A 24,923-nucleotide genomic window follows, 5' to 3' on the forward strand; every position below is an offset into this window, starting at 1 on the left:
GCGTATTATCCCGACCGGGGAGGAAACGGATCGACAATGCCAATCAATTGGGCAAACTCGGTCCACCCGAAGTCCAGTCAGAGGGAGGAGCCTCAGAATGACCACCGCTGCCCAGGCAGAAGCCAAGGTATTTCCGCCATCCGCAGAAACCGTTGCTCGCGCTCATGTCGATGCCGAAAAATACACCCAGATGTACGAGGCATCTGTCAACGACCCCGTGAAATTCTGGGGTGAGCATGGCAAGCGGATCGACTGGATCAAGCCTTACACTCAGGTCAAGGACGTCAACTACGATTTCGGCTCGGTCAAGATCAACTGGTATGCCGACGGCACGCTGAACGTCTCGGCCAACTGCCTGGACCGTCACCTGAAGAACCGCGGCGATCAGACTGCGATCATCTGGGAACCGGATGATCCGAATGACGAAGCCCAGCATATCACCTATGCCGAGCTGCACCGCCGCACCTGCCGTATGGCGAACATTCTGGAATCGATGGGCGTGCGCAAAGGCGACCGGGTCGTCATCTATCTGCCGATGATCCCCGAGGCAGCCTATGCCATGCTCGCCTGCGCCCGCATTGGCGCGATCCACTCGATCGTGTTTGCCGGCTTCTCGCCCGACGCGCTGGCCGCTCGGGTCAACGGTTGTGACGCCAAGGTCATCATCACCGCCGACGAGGCCCCGCGCGGCGGCCGCAAGACTCCGCTGAAATCGAACGCCGACGCCGCCCTGCTGCACTGCAAGGACACGGTAAAGTGTCTGGTGGTCAAGCGCACCGGTGGCCAGACGACCTGGATCGACGGGCGCGACTACGACTACAACGAAATGGCGCTGGAGGCCGACGATTATTGTGCGCCGGCCGAGATGAACGCTGAAGATCCGCTGTTCATCCTTTACACCTCGGGCTCGACCGGACAGCCGAAAGGCGTGGTGCACACCACCGGCGGCTACCTGGTTTATGCCGCGATGACCCACGAAATCACCTTCGACTATCATGACGGCGACATCTACTGGTGTACGGCGGACGTGGGCTGGGTCACCGGCCACAGCTATATTGTCTATGGCCCGCTGGCCAATGGCGCGACCACACTGATGTTCGAAGGCGTGCCGACCTATCCCGACGCCTCGCGGTTCTGGCAGGTTTGCGAGAAGCACAAGGTCAACCAGTTCTACACCGCCCCCACCGCGATCCGCGCGCTGATGGGTCAGGGCAACGAGTTCGTAGAAAATTGCGACCTGAGTTCCCTGAAAACGCTCGGCACGGTGGGCGAACCCATCAACCCCGAGGCCTGGAACTGGTACAATGAGGTGGTCGGCAAGGGGAAATGCCCAATCGTCGACACCTGGTGGCAGACCGAGACCGGCGGCCACATGATGACCCCCCTGCCCGGCGCGCATGCGACCAAGCCCGGTTCGGCGATGAAACCCTTCTTTGGCGTTCAACCCGTCGTGCTGGATCCGCAGTCGGGCGTCGAGATCACCGGCAACGGGGTCGAAGGCGTGCTGTGCATCAAGGACAGCTGGCCGGGCCAGATGCGCACCGTATGGGGCGACCATGAGCGGTTCGAGAAGACCTATTTCTCGGACTACAAGGGGTATTACTTCACCGGTGACGGCTGCCGCCGCGACGAAGATGGCGATTACTGGATCACCGGCCGCGTCGATGACGTCATCAACGTCTCGGGCCACCGCATGGGCACCGCCGAAGTCGAAAGCGCGCTGGTGGCTCACGCCGCCGTCGCCGAAGCGGCCGTCGTAGGTTATCCCCATGAAATCAAGGGCCAAGGCATCTATTGCTACGTCACCCTGATGAATGACCGAGAGCCCTCGGATGAATTGCTGAAAGAGCTGCGCACATGGGTCCGGACAGAAATCGGACCGATCGCCAGCCCTGACGTGATCCAATGGGCTCCGGGCCTGCCCAAGACCCGTTCGGGCAAGATCATGCGCCGCATTCTGCGCAAGATCGCCGAGAACGACTTCGGCTCGCTGGGCGATACCTCGACCCTGGCCGACCCGTCCGTCGTCGAAGATCTGATCGCCAACCGGGCCAACAAGTGAGGGCGTGATGCAGGCTGAAACAATCACAAAGCCCGCTGTCCTGATCCTTCTCGGCCCTCCGGGCGCCGGGAAGGGCACACAGGCGCGAATGCTGGAACAGAAATTCGGCCTTGTGCAACTCAGCACGGGCGACCTGCTGCGCGCCGCGGTTGCTGCCGGAACCGAGGCCGGAAAGGCCGCGAAAGCAGTGATGGAAGCCGGCGACCTGGTCAGCGACGACATCGTCATCGCAATCCTGCGCGATCGCATTGCCGAGCCCGATTGCGCGTGCGGTGTCATCCTGGACGGGTTTCCCCGTACCACGGTTCAGGCCGAAGCGTTGGACAAGCTGCTGGCCGAAAACGGGCAGAAGGTGAATGCGGCCATCAGCCTCGAGGTCGAGGACGCCGAGATGGTCACCCGGATCGCCGGACGCTACACCTGCGCAATGTGCGGTGAAGGCTACCACGATCAGTACAAGCAGCCGAAGGTGGACGGTGTTTGTGACAAGTGCGGCAGCACCGAATTCAGCCGCCGCGCCGATGACAATGCCGAAACCGTGGCGTCCCGGCTGGAGGCCTATCACGAACAAACCGCGCCTTTGATCGACTACTACAAGGATCGCGGCGTACTCAGAAAACTGGATGCCATGGGGCAGATCGATCAGATCGCCCGTGGCCTGGAAAGCATCGTGGGCGACGCGATGCGGTAAGGGGAAGAGGACTCCCCAAAGCGGGCACTGACCCCGACACGAGTTTCTTCAACGGAACCGCTCTGGCGGACCGGAGAAGCTTTGCCTGGCGCCATCGCGGCGCTCGGCGCAATCGAATGGCGGCCCTACGCCGGAGGACAAATGCACCGGGCCGCCCTGGAGGAACCAAGGAGGAAACCGCAATGGCGGATAATTCAACAAACTCCGCGCAGACTGCCGAGTCCGACAAGGGCTATTGGCAGGCAAACCTGCGTCTCATCTACATCAGCCTCATCATCTGGGCGCTGGTGTCTTTCGGGTTCGGCATTCTGCTGCGCCCGTTGCTGTCGGGCATCGCCGTCGGCGGTACCGACCTGGGCTTCTGGTTCGCGCAACAGGGATCAATCCTGGTCTTTCTGGCGCTGATCTTCTTCTACGCCTGGCGCATGAACAAACTGGATGCCGAATACGGCGTCGAAGAAGAATAAGGGAGCCAGGGGACAATGGATCAGTTTACCATCAACCTGCTGTTTGTGGGCGCGTCGTTCGCGCTCTACATCGGCATCGCGATCTGGGCCCGCGCGGGGTCCACGTCGGAATTCTATGCCGCCGGGCGCGGCATTCACCCGGTCACCAACGGTATGGCGACAGCGGCTGACTGGATGTCGGCGGCCTCGTTCATCTCGATGGCGGGCCTGATTGCCTTTACCGGCTATGACAACAGCTCGTTCCTGATGGGCTGGACCGGCGGCTACGTGCTGCTGGCGCTTCTGCTTGCGCCCTATCTGCGCAAGTTCGGCAAGTTCACCGTGTCCGAGTTCATCGGCGATCGCTTCTACAGCCAGACCGCGCGCGTCGTGGCGGTGATCTGTCTGATCGTGGCCTCGGTCACCTACGTGATCGGCCAGATGACCGGCGTGGGCGTGGCCTTTGGCCGCTTTCTGGAAGTGTCGAACACCACCGGTCTGCTGATCGGCGCGGGCGTCGTGTTTGCCTATGCGGTGTTCGGCGGCATGAAGGGCGTGACCTATACCCAGGTCGCTCAGTACTGCGTGCTGATCACCGCCTACACCATTCCGGCGATCTTCATCTCGCTGCAGCTGACCGGCAACCCGATCCCGGCCCTGGGCCTGTTCGGCGACACCGCCGGTGGCGAGCCGCTGCTGACCAAGCTGGACGCCATCGTGGCCGAGCTGGGCTTTGCGGAATACACCGCTCATCATTCGAACACGCTGAACATGGTTCTGTTCACCCTGTCGCTGATGATCGGCACCGCCGGCCTGCCGCACGTCATCATGCGCTTCTTCACCGTTCCCAAAGTGTCGGACGCCCGCTGGTCGGCCGGTTGGGCGCTGGTGTTCATCGCGCTGCTGTACCTGACCGCCCCCGCGGTTGGTGCCATGGCCCGTCTGAACATCACCGACATGATGTGGCCGAACGGCGGCATCGAAGGCGGCGCTGTATCGCTGGAGCAGATCGACAACGATGCCCGTTATGACTGGATGGCCACCTGGCAGAAAACCGGCCTGCTGGACTGGGAAGACAAGAACGGCGACGGCAAGATCCAGTACTACAACGACAAGAATGCCGACATGCAGGCGCTTGCCGAAGAAAAGGGCTGGGTCGGCAACGAGTTGACCAAGTTCAACCGCGACATCCTGGTTCTGGCCAACCCCGAAATCGCCAACCTGCCGGGTTGGGTGATCGGTCTGGTCGCGGCCGGTGGTCTTGCGGCCGCGCTTTCGACTGCTGCAGGCCTGCTGCTGGCGATCTCGTCGGCCGTGTCGCACGACCTGATCAAGGGCTCGATCAACCCGAGCATCTCGGAAAAGGGCGAGCTTCTGGCGGCGCGGATCGCAATGGCCGTGGCCATCGTGGTTGCCACCTATCTGGGCCTCAACCCTCCGGGCTTTGCGGCGCAAACCGTGGCGTTGGCTTTCGGTCTGGCGGCGGCCTCGATCTTCCCGGCGCTGATGATGGGGATCTTCTCGACCCGCATCAACAACACCGGCGCGGTCGCGGGCATGCTGGCTGGTCTGACCGTCACCCTGGTCTACATCTTCCTGCACAAGGGCTGGCTGTTCATTCCGGGCACCAACTCGTTCACCGATGCAGACCCGCTGCTGGGTCCGATCAAATCGACCTCGTTCGGTGCGATCGGCGCCATGGTCAACTTCGGCGTCGCCTATGTGGTTGCCGGCATGACCAAGGAAACCCCGCAGGAGATCAAGGATCTGGTCGAAAGCGTGCGCATTCCCCGTGGTGCGGGCGCGGCTCAGGACCACTGAGCCGGATGCGGTCCGCGATGATGCATCACGGGCCGTTTCCCTCGACCAACTTCTCCCGCCCGGCTAAACCCCGGGCGGGGCTTTTCATTCAAGCGGACGGGCGAACCCATGGCGCTTTCACCTGAACAGATCACCCGGTTCCTGAAATCCGTGCACCCCTATGACGCGCTGCCTGTCGAGGAACTGGCCGACATCGCCGCTCGGATCGAAGCGCGCGCAATCCCAAAGGGCACCGTCATCTATCACCGCGGCGCGCAGTTGCCCGGCCTGTTCATCATCTACGAAGGCCAGGTCGAGATCACCGACGAAAACGGCGCGGTCGTATCCCATCTGGGCCTGCGCAACTCGTTCGGCGAACGTGGTCTGATGCGCGACGGGCGCGCGGTGACCACGGCAACGGCTGACGCGCCCTCGGTTCTGCTGATCATCCCAACTGTCCTGTTTTCCGATCTGCTCCAGCGTCACGTCGTCGTCGCCAAATTCTTCAATCGGGCCCGCCCCGCGCGGCCTGAACAGCAATCGCTGGCCACCACTCGTGTCGAGACCCTGATGGCGCGCAAGCCGGCCACATGCACCCCCGAGACGACCGTTCAGGAAGCCGCGCGCCTGATGCGCGACCGGGGCATTTCGTCGGTCTGCATCACCGAGCGCGGCGCGTTGCGCGGCATTGCCACGGTTCGGGACCTGTCGGGCAAGGTCGTGGCGGGCGCCCTGCCCCCGACGACCCCGGTGTCACAGATCATGACCCCGGACCCGCTGACCCTGTCGCCCGGCGACATCGGCTCGGACGTGCTGCACGCGATGCTGGAACGCGGTATCGGCCATATCCCCATCACTGAGGGCGGGCGTCTGGTCGGAATGGTCACCCAGACCGACCTGACCCGGTTCCAGGCCGTCAGCTCGGCCGAGCTGGTCGGCCGCATCGCGCAGGCCGGGTCGGCGACCGAGATGGCCGCGGTCACGGCCGAGATCCCGAACCTGCTGGTGCAACTGGTGGCGGCGGGCAACCGGCACGAAATCGTCGCCCGCCTGATCACCGACATCGCTGACGCCGCGACGCGCCGGCTGCTGGCGCTGGCCGAGCAGAAACTCGGCCCGGCGCCCGTCCCCTATCTTTGGCTGGCCTGCGGCTCGCAGGGGCGGCAGGAGCAGACGGGCGTGTCCGATCAGGACAATTGCCTGATGCTGGATGACAGCGTCACCGATGCCGACCTGCCCTATTTCGAGGCGCTGGCCAAATTCGTGTCCGACGGGCTGGATACCTGCGGGTATTTCTATTGCCCCGGCGACATGATGGCGACCAATCCGCGCTGGCGGCAGCCGGTCCGGGTCTGGCGCGACTATTTCAACGGCTGGATCGCCAAGCCCAACCCCGAGGCGCAGATGCTGGCCTCGGTCATGTTCGACCTGCGCCCCATCGGTGGCCGGTTCGAGCTGTTTTCCGACCTGCAGGCCGAAACCCTGCGCGCGGCGCGGGCGAATTCGATCTTCGTGGCGCACATGATCTCGAATTCTCTGAAGCATACGCCGCCGCTGGGCCTGCTGCGCGGGATCGCCACGATCCGCTCGGGCGAGCATCGCAACACGCTGGATCTCAAGCACAACGGCGTGGTCCCGGTGGTCGATCTGGGCCGCGTCTACAGCCTGCAGGGTGAATTGATCGAGGTGAACACCCGCGCGCGCCTCAAGGCCGCCGAGGCCGCCGGGGTGCTCAGCCCGTCTGGCGCGCGGGACCTGCTGGATGCCTATGACCTGATCGCGGAAACCCGGTTGAACCATCAGGTCAAACAGATCAGGAATGGCGACAAGCCAGACAACTATCTTGCGCCGTCGGAACTGTCGGACTTTGAGCGAAGTCATCTTCGGGACGCGTTTGTCGTGGTAAAGACGATGCAATCCGCGGTCGGGCACGGCAAGGGAATGCTGGGGTAAGGCTCCGGCCAATAAGAACGGAGGAGGAAGATGTTTCTTGAGCTGATCGGCACGATCTTTGCTGGTTTTGCCATCGCGGGCCTCGTGATGGGGCTGAACCGGCTGACCGGTGGCCGCCTGCCGAAATGGTCGGCTCCGGTTGCGGCCGGTCTGGGCATGATCGCGGTCACGATCATCAGCGAGTATTCCTGGTACGACCGCACCCGGGACGCCCTGCCCGAGGGCCTGACCGTCGTGCAAGAGGTCGAAAGCCGCGCGCTCTATCGCCCTTGGACCTATGCGGTGCCCTATGTCGACCGGTTCGCGGCCGTTGATACGGCCTCGTTGCGGACCAATGCGCAGGTGCCGGATCAGCGCCTGATCGACCTGTACTTCTTTGGCCGCTGGGCGCCGGTATCCAAGATGCCGATCGCTGTGAACTGCGCCGAGCACAGCCGTGCAAGTCTGGCGGATGGGGCCGAGTTCTCGGATGACGGGCGTCTGGTCGGTGCCGATTGGGTGCCGGTTGGCGCGGATGATCCGGTGGTCTCAGCCACTTGTGAGGCCTGACCATGCTGACCCGCCTGAGCCTGCGCCTGAGAATTTTTCTGTTCTTCTGCTTGCTTGCCGCGGGTGGCATCGCCATCACTCTGATCGCGCTTTGGCTTGGCCTGCGCCGGGCCGATCCCGCGGACATGACCAGCGCCTTCGTGTTCAGCGGCCTGCTGATCTCGTTTGGCTTGCTTGGGCTGGTTGTCGGTGTCTGGTTGCTGTTCGACGACAACGTGGCCAAACCGATCGAACGCCTGTCGGCGCAGCTGCGCGCACGTGCACATGCGGGGGTGGATACCGATCTCGACCTGCAGGCGGCACGCTATTTGGGTGATCTGGCCCCCGCCGCCGCCAGCCTGGCCGAACGGCTTGCCAGCACCGCCTTGTCGACCGCTGAGGCCGTTGCCGCCGAAACCGCACATCTCGCGTCAGAGAAGGAGCGTCTGACCGCGCTTCTGTCCGAGATCCCGGTCGCGATGCTGCTGGCGGGGCCAAACCATCAGATCGTTCTGTATGACGCGCAGGCCGCCGAGGTTCTGGCGCAGATCGCCCATCCCCGCTTGAACGCCTCGCTGTTCGACTATCTCGAACGCAAACCTCTGCTGGACGCTTATGAGAAGCTGGGGAAAACCGGCATGGATGTCTATTGCACCCTCGCCAGCGTGGACGGGCGCCAAACCTACACGGCACGCATGAAACCGCTGGGCGATGCGCCGGGCTATATGCTGATCTTCGAAGACAGCGTCGCCCGCATTCCGCCAGAGGCCGCGCGCCCTCTGGTCTATGATTTCGATCTTCTGGACACCCCAGGCGACGAGGCGTTCGAAAACCGCCCGCTATCGCAACTGTGCTTTGTGGTCTTCGACACCGAAACCACCGGTTTGCTGCCGCACAAGGACGAGATCGTGCAGATCGGCGCCGTCCGTGTCGTCAAGGGGCGCATCGTCGAGGGCGAGCGGCTGGACACGCTGGTCAATCCGGGCATTCCGATCCCACCCGCTTCGACCAAGGTTCACAAGGTCAGTGACCGTATGGTGCAGGACGCGCCCGATATCGCGCAAGCCGGGCGCATGTTCCACCACTTCGCCCGTGATGCCGTGATCGTGGCGCATAACGCACCATTCGACATGGCGTTTCTGCGCCGTCATGCCAAGCGCATGGAAGTGACTTGGGATCACCCCATCCTGGACACGGTTCTGCTGTCAGCGGTCCTTTTCGGAGCCAGCGAAACCCATACGCTCGACGCTTTGTGCGAAAGACTGGGCGTGGAAATCCCCGAGACGCTCCGCCACACGGCTTTGGGGGATGCGGTTGCGACGGCTGAAGCATTGGTGCGGATGCTGCCGATGCTGGCTGCACGCGGTATGCAGACATTCGGCGACGTGATCGCAGAAACCCGCAAGCACGGTCGGCTGCTGGAAGACCTGAACTGAATCAGCCTATTGATCGCGATACAGCTTTTCGTGGACAATTCTGCTGCGGCATGGCACCCCGTGCCCGGCCACCAAACGAGCGCGCGATGACCGAAAGAACATTCAAACCCGGACCCGATCAAAGCATGGCCTTCCGCGAGGCTCTCGGGTGCTTTGGCACTGGTGTGACGGTCGTCACGACCAGCACCTCGGACGGTCCCTCGGCCATCACCGTCAACTCGTTTGCATCAGTGTCGCTGGATCCACCATTGGTCCTGTGGTGTCTGGCAAAAGAGTCGAACCGTTACGGGGCCTTTCAAGCAGCGCAACATTACTCGATCCATGTCGTGGCCGAAGATCAGCAGGATCTGGCCCTTCGTTATGCCCGCAATGGCCTCGATTTCTCGCATGCAGACTGGTCCCCGGATCACAAAGGTCGGCCGCAGCTGAGCCAGTGTCTGGCCCGATTTGACTGCACATTGTCTGCCCGCCACGAGGCCGGGGATCATCTGATTCTCGTGGGAGAGGTCGAACAGGTCATGTACCGCACCGGCAAAGGCTTGATCTTCAAGCGCGGACAGTTCGGCGGTTTTGCCGACCTTTTGTAATTACTCGTCCAATGACCCGTGCACGGCAAAGGCCTCCAACTCGGCCTCTTGCGGCGTGATCACGCGAAACGCCTCGTGAACGCCGGACTCGGTCAGGCTGCGGGCAACGGTCAGCAGGGTGTTGGGGGCATGATCGTCACACATCTCGGACATATGGGCCAGCTCGGCCCGGGCCACGTCCAGCGCCGCCTCGACCGAGGGCGCGCCGTAAAGGCGCACGAAATGCTCGGCCAGGTTGGTGGCCAGCCGCTCCATCTCGGCCGGTTCGATCTGCGTCACCGCCACGAAGGTCACGCGCCCGAAGGTTTCAAGCCCCAGCCACCCGTTGGCAAAGGCTTGACGCGCCTTGCCGAGCAGGTCTGCCTCGCCCCAGTTCGAAAACTCGAACCCGCCCGAGATGCACCACTCGCCCGTTCGGGCGGGTGAGTGAAAGACGTTCAGGTCGCTTTCGTCGAAATGAATGGCGCGGGCCAGGTTCAATGGGCGTCCTCCAACAGACGGGTCAAGGGAACAAGCTGCGTATCCGCACCGTTCCGCAACAGCATGCCGAACCGCTCATCGGCCCCGAGAAACACGCCGCGATCACCATAGGGCTCTCCGACGCCCTGCAGCAAGCCCATCCATTCCCCGTGCAACGGCGCGTTGCCATCCTCGGACCAGCGGTTCAGCCAGGTCAGCATGTGACGCGACCAGCTTTCGACCAGCTGCACCGGGGACACTTCCGCGCAGCCTTCGTCATACAGGGCCGTCACATCGGGCGACTTGCCGGGCTCGTCCCCGGTTTGCAGCAAGGCCAGTTCCCAGCCGACGACCAGCCAGTCGGGATAGGTTTCCGGATCCGAGGTCGACGCGGCCACACGAAACCGGCCACAGCGGGCCCCGTTGACAAAAATCGGCCCGTCCCACCCCAGATGAACCGCCACCTCGGGCGGAGCCAGCGCGCCCAGCGCGTTCTGGAACCCGACGGCGCACAGCGGCAGCATGGCCATGGCGTCCTGCAAGGGCACCTCGGGCGCAAATACGATGGCTGCGCGCAGGCGATCCGCCTGGATGTTGTAGACGACGCTGCCCGCATCGCAGCCCAGCGCCGCCATGGCCTGCGCATGGTCGAACGGGTCTTCCCCACCCTGCACCGGGTGCCCGGACAGCAATGGGGGAAAGACCGGCTGTGTCATGCCTTGCCCGCGGCGATCAGGTCGCGGGCGATCTTGCGGAAGGCCTCGGCCTGCGGGCTGTCGGGTTTGCTGACCACGATCGGCGCCCCGCCATCGGCGGCCACGCGGATATCCAGATGCAGCGGGATTTCCCCCAGCAACGGCACGCCCAATTCGGCGGCTTCGGCGGCGACGCCCCCATGGCCGAACACGTGTTCCTCGTGCCCGCAGTTCGAGCAGATATGCGTGGACATGTTCTCGATCATGCCGACGATCGGCGTCTTCAGCTGGCGGAACATGTCGATGCCCTTGCGCGCGTCGATCAGGGCCACGTCCTGCGGGGTCGAGACGACGATGGCCCCGTCCACCTTGAACTTTTGGCTCAGCGTCAGCTGCACGTCACCGGTGCCGGGCGGCAGGTCGACGATCAGCACGTCCAGTGCGCCCCACTGCACCTGGCTCATCATCTGCTGCAGCGCGCCCATCAGCATAGGCCCACGCCAGACCACCGCCTGACCTTCATTGGTCATCAGCCCCATCGACATCATGGTGACCCCGTGGTTGCGCAGCGGCAGGATGGTTTTGCCATCGGGGCTCGCCGGCCGTCCGGACACGCCCAGCATGCGCGGCTGCGAAGGGCCGTAGACATCGGCATCCAGAAGGCCGACCCGTCGCCCTTCGGCCGCCAGCGCACAGGCCAGGTTGGCCGAGACGGTCGACTTTCCGACCCCGCCCTTGCCCGAGGCCACGGCGATGATCCGGTCAACCCCCGGCACCGCCTGCGGCCCGGTCTGCGACGGCTTGGGCTTGGGTTTCAAATCCGGCGGCGCCTTGTCGGAATGCGCGGTCAGCAGGGCCGAGACCTTGGCCACCCCGTCGACCATCTGCGCCGCCTTTTCGGCCGTGGCGCGCACCGGTTCCATCTTCTCGGCATTCTTGGGGTCGATCTCGAGAACGAAGCGCACGGTGTCGCCCTCGACATTCAGCGCGCGGACCACGCCCGCGCTGACGATGTCCTGTCCCGAAACCGGGTCGGTGATCTTCTTCAGGTTCGCCAGAACCGCGTCGCGGATGCTCATGCGTCGCCGTCCTTGATCTGGCCGGTCACCACGTGTTCGACATCCAGACCGTCGATCGTCAGGACCATCTTGGCCTCAAAGCTTTTGCCCGCCGGATCGCCCGCCTTGCGCAGCGCGTCTTCGATGGCCTGCTGGCTGGTCACGCCAACTTGTTTGAGGAATTTGCGCATCGACATGTTGTAATCGCCGCTCATCGCCGTGTGTCTCCGTCTTGTTCGTTCATTTGACGCATTCGCCCTGTCACCGTTAGGCTGGGCCATGCGCTTTGTTCTTTTGTGCCTGAGCCTGACGCTCTTCGCCAGCCCCTCTTGGTCGCAGGAGGAGATTGGTCTGGCCGCGCCGGAGGATGTCGCACGCTCGGGTCTTTTGAAACATATTCTTCCGCGCTTCTCGCTCAAGACCGGAATCCGCGTTGTCGCGGATGAAGGGGGCGCGATGGTTCTGGCGGTCGGGCCACCGGGACAGCCGGTGTTTCAGCGCGGCGGCGACATCTATCACCTGCGCATCCAGGACGACCCGCGGCAGGCCCGCTTTCAGGATTGGCTGTTGTCCGACGTGGGCAAACGCACCGTCGAAAGTTTTGCACCGACCGAGGGCGGCCCGTTCTCGGCCAGTTTCGAAACGGTCGCTGCGCCCGAGTCGGATACCATCGAAGGCGACGCCTTGCTGGGTGAAAAGCTGTCGCTGACCCATTGCGGGCGCTGTCATGTGATCGGCCCTCAGAACCGGATGAACGGGTTGGGCTCCACGCCGTCCTTCGCGGTGCTGCGCGCGATGCCGGACTGGTCGAACCGGTTCCAAGCATTCTTTGCCCTGAATCCGCACCCGTCCTTTACCCAGATCGAAGGGATCACTGCGCCCTTCAACCCCGAACGCCCCCCGCCCATTCATCCGGTAACGCTCACGCAGGACGAGGTTGAGGCGATCCTCGCCTATGTCTCGGTCATCCGCGCGGCCGATCTGGGGGCCCCGCTCAAGCTTCAGTGATCCTTGCGCTTGCTGAAGTAGTCATCGGTGGTGACGACCTTGGGCTTGGGCTTTGAGGTAAATGGGTTGTCCTGACTGTGGAACTGCGCCTGCACACGGCAATCGTCACACATCTGGATCATCCTCGCCTGCTCGGACGAGGCGAACATCGGGTGGCTGCCCGCCAGCTTCTCCATGATCCGCTCGACCGTCGATTTCACCCCGAACAGAGCACCGCATTCGATGCAGGCAAAGGGCTCTTCTTCGTTCAGGACTCGTGGCGACAGCGCACGGTCGCTCAGGTCCAGTTCGGGCACCAGGGTGATCGCGCTTTCGGGACAGATGGTCTTGCACAGCCCGCATTGCAGGCAGGCATCCTGCTGAAAGTTCAGCTGTGGCATGTCGGGGTTGTCGATCAATGCGCCTGACGGGCACAGCGACACGCAACTCAGGCAAAGGGTGCAGGCCTCGATATCCACCGCCACCGCGCCATACGGCGCGTGTTCCGGCAGGGGCAGCGGCTGAGACGCATCGGGGCGCAGCGCCTGCGCCGCCAACCGCGTGATCTGGCGCCGGTTGCCCAGCGGCAGAACCGGCTGGGCCAGTGGTTGCGGCACGTCCTGCGTATAGAGCAGATCGGCCAGCACATCCGGATCGGATTCGTCGATCACTCCGACGACGTCCGCTCCGGCGATGGCCAGCGCCAGCGGCAGTTCGCGCTCAAACGCATCCCGCTCGGTCGTCGGGGCCACCAGGATGTCGACCCGGGCAAAGCCATGAGCCAAGGCAGCCAGCATCTCGGCATGTCCAAAGCCGGACACCACCCCCAGTTCCAGCGGGATCACATCGGCCGGCAGCCCGCGCCCGAACCGCGCGGCCAGCCGGATCATCTCGGCCCCGTGGGCATCATGCACCAACAGGCGCGGGGCACCCCCCCCGGCCCGACGGTAGGTCGCCGCCAGGGTCTGCATCCGCGCCAGCAGGGCCGCCACCGGCGGATCCTCGTAGCTGATCGCGGTCGAGGGGCACAGGGCCGCGCATTCACCGCAGCCTGCGCAGACCATCGGGTCGATGGCCACGTGATCTCCGGCCGGGGTGATGGCCCCGGTGGGGCAGATGTCCAGACAGTTGGAACAGCCCACCTGGTCGGCCCGCGAATGGGCGCACAGGGTCTCTTCGAGCCGGACATACAGCGGCTTTTCGAAGGTCCCGACCAGCTGCGCCGCGTCAAAGGCCAACCGGGCAACCGCCACCGCATCGCGCGGATCGGCGCGCAGGTAACCTTCGCGCTTGTCGGGGGCCGTCACGAAGGGCGTACCCCCCGCCAGGTCGATCAGCACATCGCAGGCCGACGCCGCACCGTCGCGCGGCGGGGTCCAAGCAAACGCACCGCGCCCTGCCGGATCAATCTGCTGCAACGCATCCAACCGCAGGTTGAACCCGCCCAGCGCCCCCGAGACCGACCGGACCCGCGCGCGCACCACGTCATAGGCCCGGCTGTCAGGCTGCGCCTCATCGGTGACGACCACCGTCACCGCCATCGTGTCCGACAGTCGCTGTGCAAGGTCAAACGCAACCTCACCCGGCCCGATGATGCAGGCGGTGCCTTCGCTGATGACATCCACGCTGGGCGTGATCGGCTGTTGCAACAGAGCCTCGGCCGCCAGCGCCGCCATCTTGGGCATCGCCGACCGCACTTGCTCGGACCAGCCGGCCCGGTCGCGCAGATCGACAAAGCCGGGGTGATCCACGCCCAGTTCCTCGGCCAGTTCTTGAAACACTTGGGCTTCTTGACCGCAGGCGATGACGATCTGGTCATCCGACTGCATCAGCTTGGCCGCAGCGGTCAGTTCGGAGGTGCACAGCGCCGTGTGGACCCTGCTGCATTCAGCACCGCAGGCGTCCGATATCCCCTGCCCGTCCTGGGCCTGACTTCCGGCGCAATCGCACAAGACCAATTTGGTGACCATGTTCCCCCCGCATCTCTTCTATGCCCCTAACCTTAGACCCAAACGCCGCCCATGCAACGTGTGGCGGCCGGTTCTGGTCAGAAACTCTGCCTCGCCCGCCAAAGTCGGCTGATCGTCGCCGCGACCCATTTGCGACGATTTTTTTTCAGATCACGACCATTTCAGGCCGCTGCGGACTTGGCACGTGGCCCATTTGTGTACCATAGTGAACCTAAGGGAAAGCAGGGGAGAGCTTTTCCGGGGAGGATCAAAGTGGCCGAGGCCGCAAAACAGATCGAAATGCCGGTTGGCGTCGTCGTGCGCAAGACACCGGGGGTCACACGCTGGGCCCGGTGGAATTGGCGCGCGGTCGCGGTGCTGCCTGGCGCCCCGCCGGCTGACTGGGTTGAACTGCGCCGCGAGGGCGATGCGGTCGAATACCACGCTGCCACCCTGCCCTTGAAACTCTGGTCCGACGAAACCGAGGCCTATATGGCCAATCTCTCGGACAGCCAGCCATCGCTGTATCTTGTCCTGCGTGACGATGCCGAAGGTGATCGCCCGCTGAACGCGTTTCTGATCACAGCGTCACCTTATGAAGGGCAGGACTATGCCGATACCGGCGAAGAGATCGTGGAAAAGATCCCTATGACCGAAGGCTTGATCGCCTGGGTGCGCGATTTCACTGTGGCCCATCACCGCGATGAGGTGTTCGTCAAACGCCGCCGCGACAAGAAACGGGTGGATCTTGTAGAAGATGGCAAGGGCGATGCGCGCATCCGCCAGACCTCGGATGTCTACCGCGCCCCGCGGAGGGCCGTACAATGAGCACCCGGCAGGATTTCTGGTCTCGCCGCAAGGCCGCCGTGCAGGCCGAAGCGCATGCCGAACAAGAGGCCCTGACCGCGCAGGAGATCGCCGCGCAGCAAGCCGAACTGGAAGAAAAGACCGACGCCGAGATTTTGGCCGAGCTTGACCTGCCCGACCCGGACCTGCTGCAGGCGGGCGACGATGTTTCGGGCTTCATGGACAAGGCCGTGCCGGACCGTCTGCGCCGCCGCGCCTTGCGGCGCTTGTGGCGGTTGAACCCGGTACTGGCGAATGTGGACGGGCTGGTCGATTACGGTGAGGACTACACCGACGCCGCCTGCGTGGTCGAAAACCTGCAGACGGCTTACCAGGTGGGCAAAGGCATGTTGCGCCATATCGAGGCGTTGGCCGAGCAGAAGGAAGCCGAGGAACACCCGGTCGAGGCCGAAGCCGAGCCGACTACCGAAACGCCCGAGCCTGAAGCCGAGCCCGCGCCCCCTGTCGAAGTGGCAGACGCCATCCAACCGGATGAGGACGAACGCCCCCCGGCCCCGCGGCGCATGAAATTCGAATTCGAAGGATGACCCGATGAACATTCGCGACCCGCAGACGTTCGAGATTTCCCCCGAGGACCGTCTGCGCGCGGATTTCTACAACTTTCTGGGCCTGCTGCTCGCCACACCCCCTGACCAGACCCTGCTGAGCCAGATCGCGGCGCTGTCGGGGGACGAGACCGATCTGGGCCAGGCCATTCAGGCCATGGCCCGCGTGGCCAAGGTGACCAAGCCCGAAGCGGCCGAGCGCGAGTTCAACGCATTGTTCATCGGGCTGGGGCGCGGAGAACTGCTGCCCTATGCCAGCTTCTACCTGACCGGGTTCCTGAACGAGAAACCGCTGGCGCAGCTGCGCAACGACATGGCGGCGCGGGGTATCACCCGAGCGGCAAACGTGTTCGAACCCGAAGACAACATCGCCTCGTTGATGGAGATGATGGGCGGCATGATCGTCGGCCGTTTCGGCGGCCCGGCCGCGTTGGAAGATCAAAAGACGTTCTGGAACAAGCATATCGGCCCCTGGGCCGAGCACTTTTTCTCGGACCTGGAAGCAGCCGAACATTCGGTTCTCTATGCCTCGGTCGGCACAGCCGGCCGGGTCTTCATGGAAATCGAACGCGAGGCCTTCCGCATGACGACGCACTAGGCGGCCGTCATTCGCTGGCGTCCGGTGGGCGCTGAACCGCAAATGGGAAAGGAGGATCCCATGAGCAAGACCAAGGAGACCGGCGCCAGCCGCCGCGACGTCCTGAAACTGGCGGGCACCGCGGCCCCGGCAGCCGTTGCAGCGGCCAGCCTGGGAACCGAGGCGGAAGCGGCCGAGCAACCCTCGGACGAGACCCGCATTCAGGACACGGCGCATACCCGCGCCTATTTCGACAGCGCGCGCTTCTAGGCCGCCCCGGCGACGCCCGGCGCAAGTCCGGACGTGGTCACACTCGGCTGACGGTTGCGATTGGCCCTGACGTCGATTTCGAAACACCAAGCCAGCCATGATCAACATGGCCAGCAAGGGAGGAAGGAAATGCTTAGGAAAAAGACCAACGGGGTTGCGAGACGCCCCCAGCGGACAAGTATCCTGTCCCAAATCGGCGAAAAGAGCGTCGATCGCCGCGCGTTCCTGCGTGGCTCGGGCCTGACGATCGGCGGCCTGGCCGCGATCAGCGCCACGGGTGGAACCGTGTCGCCCGCCAGCGCCCAGACCGCAGCCAACACGGCTGTCGAGAACATCAAATCCGTCTGCACGCATTGCTCGGTCGGCTGTACCGTGGTTGCCGAAGTGCAGAACGGCGTCTGGATCGGGCAGGAACCCGGTTGGGACAGCCCGTTCAACCTGGGCGCTCACTGTGCCAAGGGGGCCGCTGTCCGTGAACACGCCCATGGCGAACGCCGCCTGAAATACCCGATGAAGAAAGAGGGTGGCGAGTGGAAGCGCATCAGCTGGGAACAGGCGATCGACGAGATCGGCGACGGCATGATGAGCATCCGCGAGGAAAGCGGGCCTGACAGCGTCTATTGGCTGGGTTCGGCCAAGCACAACAACGAACAGGCCTATCTGTTCCGCAAGTTCGCGGCCTACTGGGGCACCAACAACGTGGACCACCAGGCGCGGATTTGCCACTCGACCACCGTTGCGGGTGTTGCGAATACATGGGGCTACGGCGCCATGACCAACAGCTACAACGACATCCACAATTCCAAGGCGATCTTCATCATCGGCGGCAACCCGGCCGAGGCGCACCCCGTCTCGCTGCTGCATGTTCTGCGCGCGAAAGAGCAGAACAACGCCCCGCTGATCGTTTGCGATCCGCGCTTTACGCGCACCGCGGCCCATGCCGACGAATATGTCCGCTTCCGCCCCGGCACCGACGTGGCGCTGATCTGGGGCATCCTGTGGCACATCTTCGACAACAGCTGGGAAGACAAAGAGTTCATCCGCACCCGTGTCTGGGGCATGGACCAGATCCGCGAGGAGGTCGCCAACTGGACCCCTGAAGAGACCGAGCGCGTCACCGGCGTGCCGGGATCGCAGCTCAAGCGCGTGGCGCGGACGCTGGCCAACAACCGTCCCGGCACCGTGATCTGGTGCATGGGCGGCACCCAGCACACCAACGGCAACAACAACACGCGTGCCTATTGCGTGCTGCAGCTGGCGTTGGGCAACATGGGCACTTCTGGTGGCGGCACCAACATCTTCCGCGGCCATGACAACGTGCAGGGCGCAACCGATCTGGGCGTTCTGTCCCACACCCTGCCCGGCTATTACGGCCTGTCCGCAGGCGCATGGGGTCACTGGGCCCGCGTCTGGGGCGAGGAACCGGAGTGGCTGGCTGGCCAGTTCGCAATGGTCAAGGACAAGGACGGCAAGGACAAGTCGCTGCAGAACGAACGGGGCATCCCGGTTTCGCGCTGGATCGACGGTGTTCTGGAAGATCCCGAGAACATGGATCAGCCCAACAACGTTCGCGCCATGGTTCTGTGGGGCCACGCGCCCAACTCGCAGACCCGGATGGTAGAAATGAAGACGGCGATGGAAAAGCTGGACATGCTGGTCGTGATCGACCCGTATCCCACCGTTTCCGCGGTCCTGCATGACCGGACCGATGGCGTCTATCTACTGCCGGCCTGTACGCAGTTCGAAACCCGTGGCTCGGTCACGGCGTCGAACCGGTCGTTGCAGTGGCGTGACAAGGTGGTCGATCCGCTGTTCGAAAGCCTGCCGGACGAGGTCATCATGGCCAAGTTCGCCAACAAGTTCGGCTGGGCGGATCGGTTCTTCCGCAATATCGAGATGGAGGACCCCGAAACCCCGAATGTCGAAAGCATCACGCGTGAGTTCAACGCGGGGCTGTGGACGATCGGCTATACCGGTCAGTCGCCAGAGCGGATCAAAAGCCATATGGCCAACCAGCACACGTTCGACAGAACGACGCTGCAGGCGGTGGGCGGTCCGAATGACGGCGAATACTACGGTCTGCCGTGGCCCTGCTGGGGCACCGCCGAGATGGGGCATCCGGGGACGCCAAACCTCTATGACATGTCCAAACCGGTGGCCGAGGGTGGCCTGACCTTCCGTGCACGTTTCGGCGTCGAGCGTGACGGTCAGAACCTGCTGGCCGAAGGGGTCTACAGCGTCGGCTCGGAAATCCAGGACGGATACCCCGAGTTCACGATGCAGATGCTGATGGATCTGGGCTGGGATGGCGACCTGACGGCCGAGGAACGCGCGGCCATCGACGCCGTGGCCGGGCCCAAGACCAACTGGAAGACCGACCTGTCGGGCGGCATCCAGCGGGTGGCCATCAAGCATGGCTGTGCGCCCTTCGGCAACGCCAAGGCCCGCACCGTGGTCTGGACCTTCCCGGATCCGATCCCGCTGCACCGCGAACCGCTGTACACGCCGCGGCGCGATCTGGTGGCCGACTATCCCACCTACGAGGACCGCCAGGCCTATCGCCTTCCGACCTTGTATGCTTCGATCCAGAAGAACGACTTTTCAAAGGATTACCCGATAATCCTAACGTCAGGTCGTCTGGTCGAATATGAAGGTGGCGGCGACGAGACACGGTCGAACCCGTGGCTGGCCGAGCTGCAGCAGGACATGTTCGTCGAGATCAATCCGCGTGACGCCAACAACCTTGGCATTCGCGACGGATCGCAGGTCTGGGTCGAAGGTCCCGAGGGTGGCAAGGTCAAGGTGATGGCGATGCTGACCGAAAGGGTCGGTGCCGGCGTGGCCTTCATGCCCTTCCACTTTGGCGGCCATTTCCAGGGCGCGGACCTGAGGGAGAAATACCCGAAAGGCGCCGACCCGTACGTGCTGGGTGAAAGCACCAACACCGCCCAGACCTATGGCTATGATTCAGTGACCCAGATGCAGGAGACCAAAGCGACTCTCTGCAAGATCTGGGCAGCGTAAGGAGGACGACAATGGCTAGAGCAAAGTTTCTCTGCGACGCTGAACGCTGCATCGAGTGCAACGCCTGCGTGACTGCGTGCAAGAACGAACACGAGGTTCCGTGGGGCATCAACCGCCGCCGGGTGGTGACGATCAATGACGGCAAACCGGGTGAACGTTCGATCTCGGTTGCCTGCATGCATTGTTCGGATGCGCCTTGCATGGCGGTGTGCCCGGTCGACTGCTTCTATCAGAACGAAGAAGGCGTCGTCCTGCACTCCAAGGACCTGTGCATCGGCTGCGGCTATTGCTTCTATGCGTGCCCGTTCGGCGCGCCGCAATACCCGCAGGCCGGCAACTTCGGATCGCGCGGCAAGATGGACAAATGTACCTTCTGCGCCGGCGGCCCCGAGGAAACGCACTCGACCGCAGAGTTCGCCAAATACGGCCGCAACCGGATCGCCGAGGGCAAACTGCCCATCTGCGCCGAGATGTGTTCGACCAAGGCCCTGCTTGCCGGTGACGGCGACGTGGTCTCGGCCATCTACCGCGAACGCGTCGTGGCGCGCGGGTTCGGCTCGGGCGCCTGGGGTTGGGGCACGGCCTACGACCAGAAGGACGGCTGAGACCTCAGCCTGACAACACGGGTGACCCGCGCAGGTGGGTCACCCGATTTTGGATTGATACCGAGGTTCCGATGCTGCGCATTTTTCTGGCTTTGACGTTGACACTTGGGATCGCGCACGGCGCGCTTGCACAGGACACGACCGGCACAGACGAACCAACCGCCGCCCCGCGCGCGCAGACCGGTGGCGCCACGACGCTCGAGGATATTCTGGCCCGGCAACGCGGCGAGAAGGTCGACAACAGCTATCGCTCCGAGAATACCGGGCAAGGCAATGCCGAAGGGCTGCTGGGTCAGTTGGGCACGCGCGGCGTCGCCTCGGACAGTGATGTTTATCGCGCCATCCGTTATGGCTCGGCGGATGTCACCGTGTCGACCAAAGGGCCGGCTGCCGGCGTGTTGATCCAGGATGGCGGCATGTGGTGGTGGACTTTCCGCACCGGTCCGCTGCGTGAATACGGAACCTACATTCTGGGCGGGATGCTGGTCGTTCTGCTTCTGTTTTTCCTGATCCGCGGCCGCATCCGCATCGACGGCGAGAAAACAGGCCGCACGGTCACCCGGTTTTCAGGATTTGAAAGGTTCGGGCACTGGCTGTTTGCCGGCTCGTTCCTGATACTTGGATTGACCGGTCTGCTGACGCTCTATGGCCGGGATTTCCTGATCCCACTGTTCGGCAAGGAAGGGTTCGCCACCATCGCGCAAGGCTGCAAGTGGTTGCACAACAATCTGGCCTGGGCCTTCATGCTGGGATTGGTCATCATCACCGTGAACTGGATCGCCCACAACATCCCCAACCGGACCGACCTGAAATGGTTGGCGGCGGGCGGCGGATTGTTCACCAAAGGCAGCCACCCCCCGGCCAAGAAATTCAACGCCGGTCAAAAGATCATTTTCTGGCTGTGCATTCTGCTTGGCGTCTCGATCAGCCTGTCGGGTCTGTCGCTGCTGTTCCCATTCGAGCTTCCGATGTTCGCCAAGACGTTTTCGATCGCCAACGCGACCGGGTTGCCCCAACTGATGGGCTTGGACCTGCCCACGCAGATGTCTCCGCAGGAAGAGATGCAATATGCCCAGATCTGGCACGTCATGGTCGCCTATGCCTTCATCGCCATCATTCTGGCCCATATCTACCTCGGCTCGGTCGGCATGGAGGGCGCGTTTGACGCCATGGGCACCGGCGAGGTCGAAGAGCAATGGGCACGCGAGCACCATTCGCTGTGGCTGGAAGAGGTAAAGGCACAGGAGGCCAGCGACGGCGCGGCCTCGCCTGCCGAATAGATGCGCGGGCTGGCTTTGGCGCTGGCCCTGCTGCCGCTGCCGCTGGCGGCGGATTTCTACACGCTCAAGGGCCATGGTGGGCCGATCATGGACATCGCCGCAGCCCCGGACGGGCGCATTGCCACCGCCAGTTTCGACAATTCCGTGGGCCTGTGGTCCGGGCAGCAGCCGGACTGGCTGGAAGGTCACGAAGCTGCTGTGAACGCGGTGGTGTTCAACGGCACCGCGATCTATTCGGCCGGCGACGACTTCACCCTGCGCCGTTGGCCCGGTGGACAGGTCGTAGGTCAGCACAAGGGCAAGGTCGTCGGGCTTGCAGCCTCAAAGACCCTTGTGGCGACTGCCAGTTGGGACGGGACCATCGGCCTGTGGCCAACCGAGGGCGGTGCGGCCAAGCTGCTGGGCCCGACGGGCAGCGGCGTCAACGCGGTGGCCTTCGCGCCGGACGGCCGGTCGCTGTACTCCGCCGGGGTCGACGGCAGCCTGCGGGTCTGGGACGTGACGACCGGGGCCGAAACCGCGCGACTGGTCGAGCATGGTTTCGGCATCAACGAACTGGTCCTGAACACGCAAGACGGTTGGATCGCCTATGGCGCGGTCGATGGCGTGACCCGCATTCTGGACCTGACCACCGGGGCCGAGCGCGATTTCACGCTGGACCGTCGCCCGATCCTCGCGCTCGCCCTCAGCCCGGATCGGTCGCTGCTGGCGGTTGGCGATGGCGAAGGCTACATCATGGTCATCGACACGCAGGACTGGCGGATCGCGCAGGATTTCCGGGCAACGCTGCGCGGCCCGGTCTGGGCACTGGCCTTTTCCCCCGATGGAGAGAACCTGCACGCAGGAGGGCTGGATCAGGCCATGTACAGCTGGCCGGTGGCCGCGCTGGGGTCGCAGGAACGGATGGCCGGCCAAGAGCCGAGTTTCCTGAAGGACCCCGACGAAATGCAAAACGGAGAACGGCAGTTCGCCCGGAAATGCTCGATCTGCCACAGCCTGACGCCGGACGATCAGCGCCGGGCCGGACCGACCCTGCATGGCGTATTCGGGCGTCAGGCAGGGACACTGCCTGGCTACATCTACTCGGAAACGCTGCAAGGGTCTGATATCATTTGGAACGAACAGACGATAAACGCTCTTTTCGATCAGGGACCGGACCACTACATTCCGGGATCGAAGATGCCGATGCAGCGGATCGCGCAGGCGCAGGACCGCACCGACCTGATTGAATTTCTGCGCAGCGCGACAGCGCCCGCAGACTAAGCCGGAGGATAAGATGAAAGCCTTTCTTGCAGCTGCCGCCGCAATGGTCGTCATTACTGCCGCCGCACCGATGGTTTTGAAGCAACTCGGACACTCAGCGGCCGAGGCACAGACCGGCTCCTCGGTGCGACTAGACTGAATGTCCGAATTCCTGACCACACGAGAGTTGGCGGACCTGCTGCGCATTGGCGAACGCAAGGCCTATGATCTGGCGTCTTCGGGCGAAGTGCCCTGCGTGAAAGCGATGGGCAAACTTCTCTTTCCCCGGGCCGAGGTACTGGCCTGGCTCAATGCGTCGCGTACCGGGCCGGACACGGTCAAACCGCCCCTGCCCGACATCGTGGCTGGCAGCCATGACCCCCTTTTGGATTGGGCACTCCGCGAAAGCGGCTCGGGGTTGGCCACCTATTACGACGGCTCATTCGACGGGCTGAACCGCCTTGCGCGACGTGACGCACAAGCCGCGGTACTGCACATCCATGAACCGGGCGGGTTCAACGTCAATTCCGTCCGCGATGCGCTGGGAGAGGCGCCCGTGGTACTGTACGAGGTCGCAAGCCGCCAGCGCGGCCTGTTGCTGGCCCCCGGGGTTCAGGGAATTTCCGATTTTGGTGATCTGAAAGGCCGCCGTTTCGTGCTGCGCCAGGACAGTGCCGCCAGTCAGCACTTGTTCGATGCCCAGTTGCGAAGCTGCGGTCTGAGCCGCGCCGATCTTGACGCCCTGCCGACTTGCGCCCGCACCGAAGAGGAACTGGCAATCGCTCTGCATGACCGGAAGGCCGAGGCAGGATTCGGCATCGGAGCCTTGGCGCGCCTCTACGGGTTGGGCTTCATTCCGACCCATTCCGAACGTCTCGACCTCGCCATCTGGCGGCGGTCCTGTTTCGATCCGCCGATGCAGAAACTGCTGACTTTTTTGGGAACGGACAAATTCAGGCGTCGCGCAGATGAATTGGGCGGATACGATCTGTCCGGCTTGGGACAGATCCATCACAACGGCGCAAGTGACTGACCGGCCCTATTGCTGCGCGTTCGGAAAAAAGAGCTGCTCACCGTTCAATTTGTACGCCGCGATCGCTTCCTGACCGTCGGGGCCAGTGAGCCAGTCGATGAACCTTCTTCCCGCGGCCGCCCGGACCCGCGGATGCTTTTCGGGGTTCACGAGGATCACTCCGTATTGATTGAACAACCGAGGATCGCCTTCGACCAGAACCTCAAGGTTTCCCTTGTTGCCGAACGACAGCCATGTGGCCCTATCGGTCAGAGCATAGGCATCCATGCCCGCAGCCAGGTTGAGCGTCGCACCCATGCCCGACCCGGTCTCGCGGTACCACACGCCCGAAGACAAGGTCGGGTCCGTTCCGGACAGGCTCCAAAGAGCCTTCTCCGCCTTGTGGGTCCCGCTGTCATCCGCGCGCGACGCGAACGGAGCTTTGGCCTGCGCGATCGCTGCCAACGCGGCCACTGCGTCGTCGCCGCCTTTGATCTTGGCCGGGTCCGATTTCGGCCCCACCAAGACAAAATCGTTGTACATCACGTCCCGCCGCTCGACACCCCAGCCGTCGGCCACGAATTGCTCTTCCGCTGGCTTGGCATGCACCAGCAGAACGTCACCGTCGCCGTTGATCGCGTTTCGGATCGCCTGCCCTGTCCCCACGGCCACAACACGGACATCGATCCCGCTTTCCGCCTCGAACCCCGGGAGGATAAAGTCCAGAAGGCCGGAATTCTGCGTCGATGTCGTGGACTGCACGACAATGAATGGTTCTTCGGCCGCTGCCGGACCGGCCAACAGCCCGAACAGGATCATTGCGCTTTTGATTGCTGCGCGAAACATGGAT

At 63.5% G+C, this 24,923-nt stretch carries 25 protein-coding genes; 19 read left to right on the forward strand and 6 right to left on the reverse strand.

Going from position 1 to position 24,923, the window contains the following annotated elements; genetic code table 11:
* The first annotated feature begins 97 nt into the window (after positions 1–97).
* The 8 genes from acs to AC2FM5_RS00900 all read left to right on the forward strand — a co-directional run bounded on the left by acs (position 98) and on the right by AC2FM5_RS00900 (position 9,503).
* Positions 98–2,062: an acetate--CoA ligase gene (gene acs, locus AC2FM5_RS00865; protein ID WP_496733356.1), complete on the forward strand. Its 1,965-nt coding sequence runs from the start codon at positions 98–100 to the stop codon at positions 2,060–2,062.
* 7 nt (positions 2,063–2,069) lie between these two features.
* Positions 2,070–2,753: an adenylate kinase gene (locus AC2FM5_RS00870; RefSeq protein WP_170357572.1), complete on the forward strand. Its 684-nt coding sequence runs from the start codon at positions 2,070–2,072 to the stop codon at positions 2,751–2,753.
* A 182-nt stretch (positions 2,754–2,935) separates the two neighbouring features.
* Positions 2,936–3,220 carry a DUF4212 domain-containing protein gene (locus AC2FM5_RS00875; RefSeq protein ID WP_093962930.1) on the forward strand — a complete coding sequence of 95 codons (285 nt, stop codon included), beginning with the start codon at positions 2,936–2,938 and terminating at the stop codon, positions 3,218–3,220.
* Positions 3,221–3,235: 15 nt separating this feature from the next.
* Complete coding sequence (locus AC2FM5_RS00880) at positions 3,236–5,020, forward strand: sodium:solute symporter family protein (protein ID WP_170357571.1); 1,785 nt, start codon at positions 3,236–3,238, stop codon at positions 5,018–5,020.
* 108 nt (positions 5,021–5,128) lie between these two features.
* Positions 5,129–6,952 (forward strand): DUF294 nucleotidyltransferase-like domain-containing protein, encoded by a 1,824-nt coding sequence (locus AC2FM5_RS00885; protein WP_496733360.1) that lies wholly within the window; start codon positions 5,129–5,131, stop codon positions 6,950–6,952.
* A 30-nt stretch (positions 6,953–6,982) separates the two neighbouring features.
* Complete coding sequence (locus tag AC2FM5_RS00890; protein WP_170357569.1) at positions 6,983–7,501, forward strand: hypothetical protein; 519 nt, start codon at positions 6,983–6,985, stop codon at positions 7,499–7,501.
* A 2-nt stretch (positions 7,502–7,503) separates the two neighbouring features.
* Entirely contained in the window at positions 7,504–8,916 is a 1,413-nt protein-coding gene (locus tag AC2FM5_RS00895) for a 3'-5' exonuclease (RefSeq protein ID WP_170339592.1), read from the forward strand.
* Positions 8,917–9,002: 86 nt separating this feature from the next.
* The gene (locus AC2FM5_RS00900; RefSeq protein WP_496733364.1) at positions 9,003–9,503 is read left to right on the forward strand and encodes a flavin reductase family protein; all 501 of its coding nucleotides are present in this window, start codon (positions 9,003–9,005) and stop codon (positions 9,501–9,503) included.
* Here the strand turns inward: AC2FM5_RS00900 and AC2FM5_RS00905 are convergent, their stop codons facing one another.
* The 4 genes from AC2FM5_RS00905 to AC2FM5_RS00920 are packed head-to-tail and all read right to left on the reverse strand — an operon-like array spanning position 9,504 to position 11,930.
* Positions 9,504–9,983: a DUF6505 family protein gene (locus tag AC2FM5_RS00905; RefSeq protein ID WP_496733366.1), complete on the reverse strand. Its 480-nt coding sequence runs from the start codon at positions 9,981–9,983 to the stop codon at positions 9,504–9,506. It abuts the gene before it with no gap.
* Positions 9,980–10,678, reverse strand: coding sequence for a biotin/lipoate--protein ligase family protein (locus AC2FM5_RS00910; RefSeq protein ID WP_170363657.1), 699 nt, complete (start codon positions 10,676–10,678; stop codon positions 9,980–9,982). The genes AC2FM5_RS00905 and AC2FM5_RS00910 overlap by 4 nt, the downstream gene beginning before the upstream one ends.
* Positions 10,675–11,736, reverse strand: a complete 1,062-nt coding sequence (locus AC2FM5_RS00915) for an Mrp/NBP35 family ATP-binding protein (protein ID WP_170371220.1) — start codon at positions 11,734–11,736, stop codon at positions 10,675–10,677. Before AC2FM5_RS00915 ends, AC2FM5_RS00910 begins: the two co-directional genes overlap by 4 nt.
* Positions 11,733–11,930 carry a DUF6494 family protein gene (locus AC2FM5_RS00920; RefSeq protein ID WP_005983748.1) on the reverse strand — a complete coding sequence of 66 codons (198 nt, stop codon included), beginning with the start codon at positions 11,928–11,930 and terminating at the stop codon, positions 11,733–11,735. Before AC2FM5_RS00920 ends, AC2FM5_RS00915 begins: the two co-directional genes overlap by 4 nt.
* A 64-nt stretch (positions 11,931–11,994) precedes the next feature.
* Here AC2FM5_RS00920 and AC2FM5_RS00925 point away from each other — a divergent pair, with 64 nt between their 5' ends.
* Complete coding sequence (locus tag AC2FM5_RS00925; RefSeq protein WP_496733370.1) at positions 11,995–12,723, forward strand: c-type cytochrome; 729 nt, start codon at positions 11,995–11,997, stop codon at positions 12,721–12,723.
* Here AC2FM5_RS00925 and AC2FM5_RS00930 read toward each other — a convergent pair.
* Positions 12,717–14,672 (reverse strand): 4Fe-4S dicluster domain-containing protein, encoded by a 1,956-nt coding sequence (locus AC2FM5_RS00930; protein ID WP_496733372.1) that lies wholly within the window; start codon positions 14,670–14,672, stop codon positions 12,717–12,719. The two genes, AC2FM5_RS00925 and AC2FM5_RS00930, sit on opposite strands and share 7 nt — an antisense overlap.
* Positions 14,673–14,924: 252 nt before the next feature.
* Here AC2FM5_RS00930 and AC2FM5_RS00935 point away from each other — a divergent pair, with 252 nt between their 5' ends.
* The 10 genes from AC2FM5_RS00935 (at position 14,925) to AC2FM5_RS00980 (ending at position 24,094) form a co-directional block, all read left to right on the forward strand.
* Positions 14,925–15,479 (forward strand): DUF3305 domain-containing protein, encoded by a 555-nt coding sequence (locus AC2FM5_RS00935; RefSeq protein ID WP_170366945.1) that lies wholly within the window; start codon positions 14,925–14,927, stop codon positions 15,477–15,479.
* Positions 15,476–16,045, forward strand: coding sequence for a DUF3306 domain-containing protein (locus AC2FM5_RS00940; protein WP_170524142.1), 570 nt, complete (start codon positions 15,476–15,478; stop codon positions 16,043–16,045). Before AC2FM5_RS00935 ends, AC2FM5_RS00940 begins: the two co-directional genes overlap by 4 nt.
* A 4-nt stretch (positions 16,046–16,049) precedes the next feature.
* Positions 16,050–16,661, forward strand: a complete 612-nt coding sequence (locus AC2FM5_RS00945) for a TorD/DmsD family molecular chaperone (RefSeq protein ID WP_005983758.1) — start codon at positions 16,050–16,052, stop codon at positions 16,659–16,661.
* Between the two features lie 60 nt (positions 16,662–16,721).
* Positions 16,722–16,910 (forward strand): twin-arginine translocation signal domain-containing protein, encoded by a 189-nt coding sequence (locus AC2FM5_RS00950; protein WP_496733375.1) that lies wholly within the window; start codon positions 16,722–16,724, stop codon positions 16,908–16,910.
* Positions 16,911–17,039: 129 nt separating this feature from the next.
* A complete protein-coding gene (locus tag AC2FM5_RS00955) occupies positions 17,040–19,934 on the forward strand; it encodes a formate dehydrogenase subunit alpha (RefSeq protein ID WP_170371225.1) in 2,895 nt (964 codons plus the stop codon).
* Positions 19,935–19,945: 11 nt separating this feature from the next.
* Positions 19,946–20,539 (forward strand): formate dehydrogenase FDH3 subunit beta, encoded by a 594-nt coding sequence (fdh3B, locus tag AC2FM5_RS00960; RefSeq protein ID WP_005983764.1) that lies wholly within the window; start codon positions 19,946–19,948, stop codon positions 20,537–20,539.
* A 71-nt stretch (positions 20,540–20,610) separates the two neighbouring features.
* Complete coding sequence (locus tag AC2FM5_RS00965) at positions 20,611–21,819, forward strand: formate dehydrogenase subunit gamma (protein ID WP_170363665.1); 1,209 nt, start codon at positions 20,611–20,613, stop codon at positions 21,817–21,819.
* Positions 21,820–23,082 carry a c-type cytochrome gene (locus AC2FM5_RS00970; RefSeq protein WP_496733378.1) on the forward strand — a complete coding sequence of 421 codons (1,263 nt, stop codon included), beginning with the start codon at positions 21,820–21,822 and terminating at the stop codon, positions 23,080–23,082.
* Between the two features lie 13 nt (positions 23,083–23,095).
* Positions 23,096–23,221 (forward strand): hypothetical protein, encoded by a 126-nt coding sequence (locus AC2FM5_RS00975; protein ID WP_302476838.1) that lies wholly within the window; start codon positions 23,096–23,098, stop codon positions 23,219–23,221.
* Positions 23,222–24,094, forward strand: a complete 873-nt coding sequence (locus tag AC2FM5_RS00980; protein ID WP_496733380.1) for a substrate-binding domain-containing protein — start codon at positions 23,222–23,224, stop codon at positions 24,092–24,094.
* 6 nt (positions 24,095–24,100) lie between these two features.
* Here AC2FM5_RS00980 and AC2FM5_RS00985 read toward each other — a convergent pair whose 3' ends face one another.
* A complete protein-coding gene (locus AC2FM5_RS00985; protein WP_496733382.1) occupies positions 24,101–24,919 on the reverse strand; it encodes an ABC transporter substrate-binding protein in 819 nt (272 codons plus the stop codon).
* Between the last annotated feature and the right edge of the window lie 4 nt (positions 24,920–24,923).

This window comes from Ruegeria sp. BHSA162 (genome assembly GCF_059613385.1).

What these genes read in the sequence shown, in the direction of transcription:
- acs (WP_496733356.1), top strand. Translation starts at nt 98, where the DNA reads ATGACCACCGCTGCCCAGGCAGAAGCCAAGGTATTTCCGCCATCCGCA.
- AC2FM5_RS00985 (WP_496733382.1), bottom strand. Translation starts at nt 24,919, where the DNA reads ATGTTTCGCGCAGCAATCAAAAGCGCAATGATCCTGTTCGGGCTGTTG.
- AC2FM5_RS00900 (WP_496733364.1), top strand. Translation starts at nt 9,003, where the DNA reads ATGACCGAAAGAACATTCAAACCCGGACCCGATCAAAGCATGGCCTTC.
- AC2FM5_RS00945 (WP_005983758.1), top strand. Translation starts at nt 16,050, where the DNA reads ATGAACATTCGCGACCCGCAGACGTTCGAGATTTCCCCCGAGGACCGT.
- AC2FM5_RS00930 (WP_496733372.1), bottom strand. Translation starts at nt 14,672, where the DNA reads ATGGTCACCAAATTGGTCTTGTGCGATTGCGCCGGAAGTCAGGCCCAG.
- AC2FM5_RS00980 (WP_496733380.1), top strand. Translation starts at nt 23,222, where the DNA reads ATGTCCGAATTCCTGACCACACGAGAGTTGGCGGACCTGCTGCGCATT.
- AC2FM5_RS00910 (WP_170363657.1), bottom strand. Translation starts at nt 10,678, where the DNA reads ATGACACAGCCGGTCTTTCCCCCATTGCTGTCCGGGCACCCGGTGCAG.
- AC2FM5_RS00950 (WP_496733375.1), top strand. Translation starts at nt 16,722, where the DNA reads ATGAGCAAGACCAAGGAGACCGGCGCCAGCCGCCGCGACGTCCTGAAA.
- AC2FM5_RS00965 (WP_170363665.1), top strand. Translation starts at nt 20,611, where the DNA reads ATGCTGCGCATTTTTCTGGCTTTGACGTTGACACTTGGGATCGCGCAC.
- AC2FM5_RS00970 (WP_496733378.1), top strand. Translation starts at nt 21,820, where the DNA reads ATGCGCGGGCTGGCTTTGGCGCTGGCCCTGCTGCCGCTGCCGCTGGCG.
- AC2FM5_RS00920 (WP_005983748.1), bottom strand. Translation starts at nt 11,930, where the DNA reads ATGAGCGGCGATTACAACATGTCGATGCGCAAATTCCTCAAACAAGTT.
- AC2FM5_RS00880 (WP_170357571.1), top strand. Translation starts at nt 3,236, where the DNA reads ATGGATCAGTTTACCATCAACCTGCTGTTTGTGGGCGCGTCGTTCGCG.
- AC2FM5_RS00885 (WP_496733360.1), top strand. Translation starts at nt 5,129, where the DNA reads ATGGCGCTTTCACCTGAACAGATCACCCGGTTCCTGAAATCCGTGCAC.
- AC2FM5_RS00895 (WP_170339592.1), top strand. Translation starts at nt 7,504, where the DNA reads ATGCTGACCCGCCTGAGCCTGCGCCTGAGAATTTTTCTGTTCTTCTGC.
- AC2FM5_RS00870 (WP_170357572.1), top strand. Translation starts at nt 2,070, where the DNA reads ATGCAGGCTGAAACAATCACAAAGCCCGCTGTCCTGATCCTTCTCGGC.
- AC2FM5_RS00925 (WP_496733370.1), top strand. Translation starts at nt 11,995, where the DNA reads ATGCGCTTTGTTCTTTTGTGCCTGAGCCTGACGCTCTTCGCCAGCCCC.
- AC2FM5_RS00975 (WP_302476838.1), top strand. Translation starts at nt 23,096, where the DNA reads ATGAAAGCCTTTCTTGCAGCTGCCGCCGCAATGGTCGTCATTACTGCC.
- fdh3B (WP_005983764.1), top strand. Translation starts at nt 19,946, where the DNA reads ATGGCTAGAGCAAAGTTTCTCTGCGACGCTGAACGCTGCATCGAGTGC.
- AC2FM5_RS00940 (WP_170524142.1), top strand. Translation starts at nt 15,476, where the DNA reads ATGAGCACCCGGCAGGATTTCTGGTCTCGCCGCAAGGCCGCCGTGCAG.
- AC2FM5_RS00875 (WP_093962930.1), top strand. Translation starts at nt 2,936, where the DNA reads ATGGCGGATAATTCAACAAACTCCGCGCAGACTGCCGAGTCCGACAAG.
- AC2FM5_RS00955 (WP_170371225.1), top strand. Translation starts at nt 17,040, where the DNA reads ATGCTTAGGAAAAAGACCAACGGGGTTGCGAGACGCCCCCAGCGGACA.
- AC2FM5_RS00890 (WP_170357569.1), top strand. Translation starts at nt 6,983, where the DNA reads ATGTTTCTTGAGCTGATCGGCACGATCTTTGCTGGTTTTGCCATCGCG.
- AC2FM5_RS00915 (WP_170371220.1), bottom strand. Translation starts at nt 11,736, where the DNA reads ATGAGCATCCGCGACGCGGTTCTGGCGAACCTGAAGAAGATCACCGAC.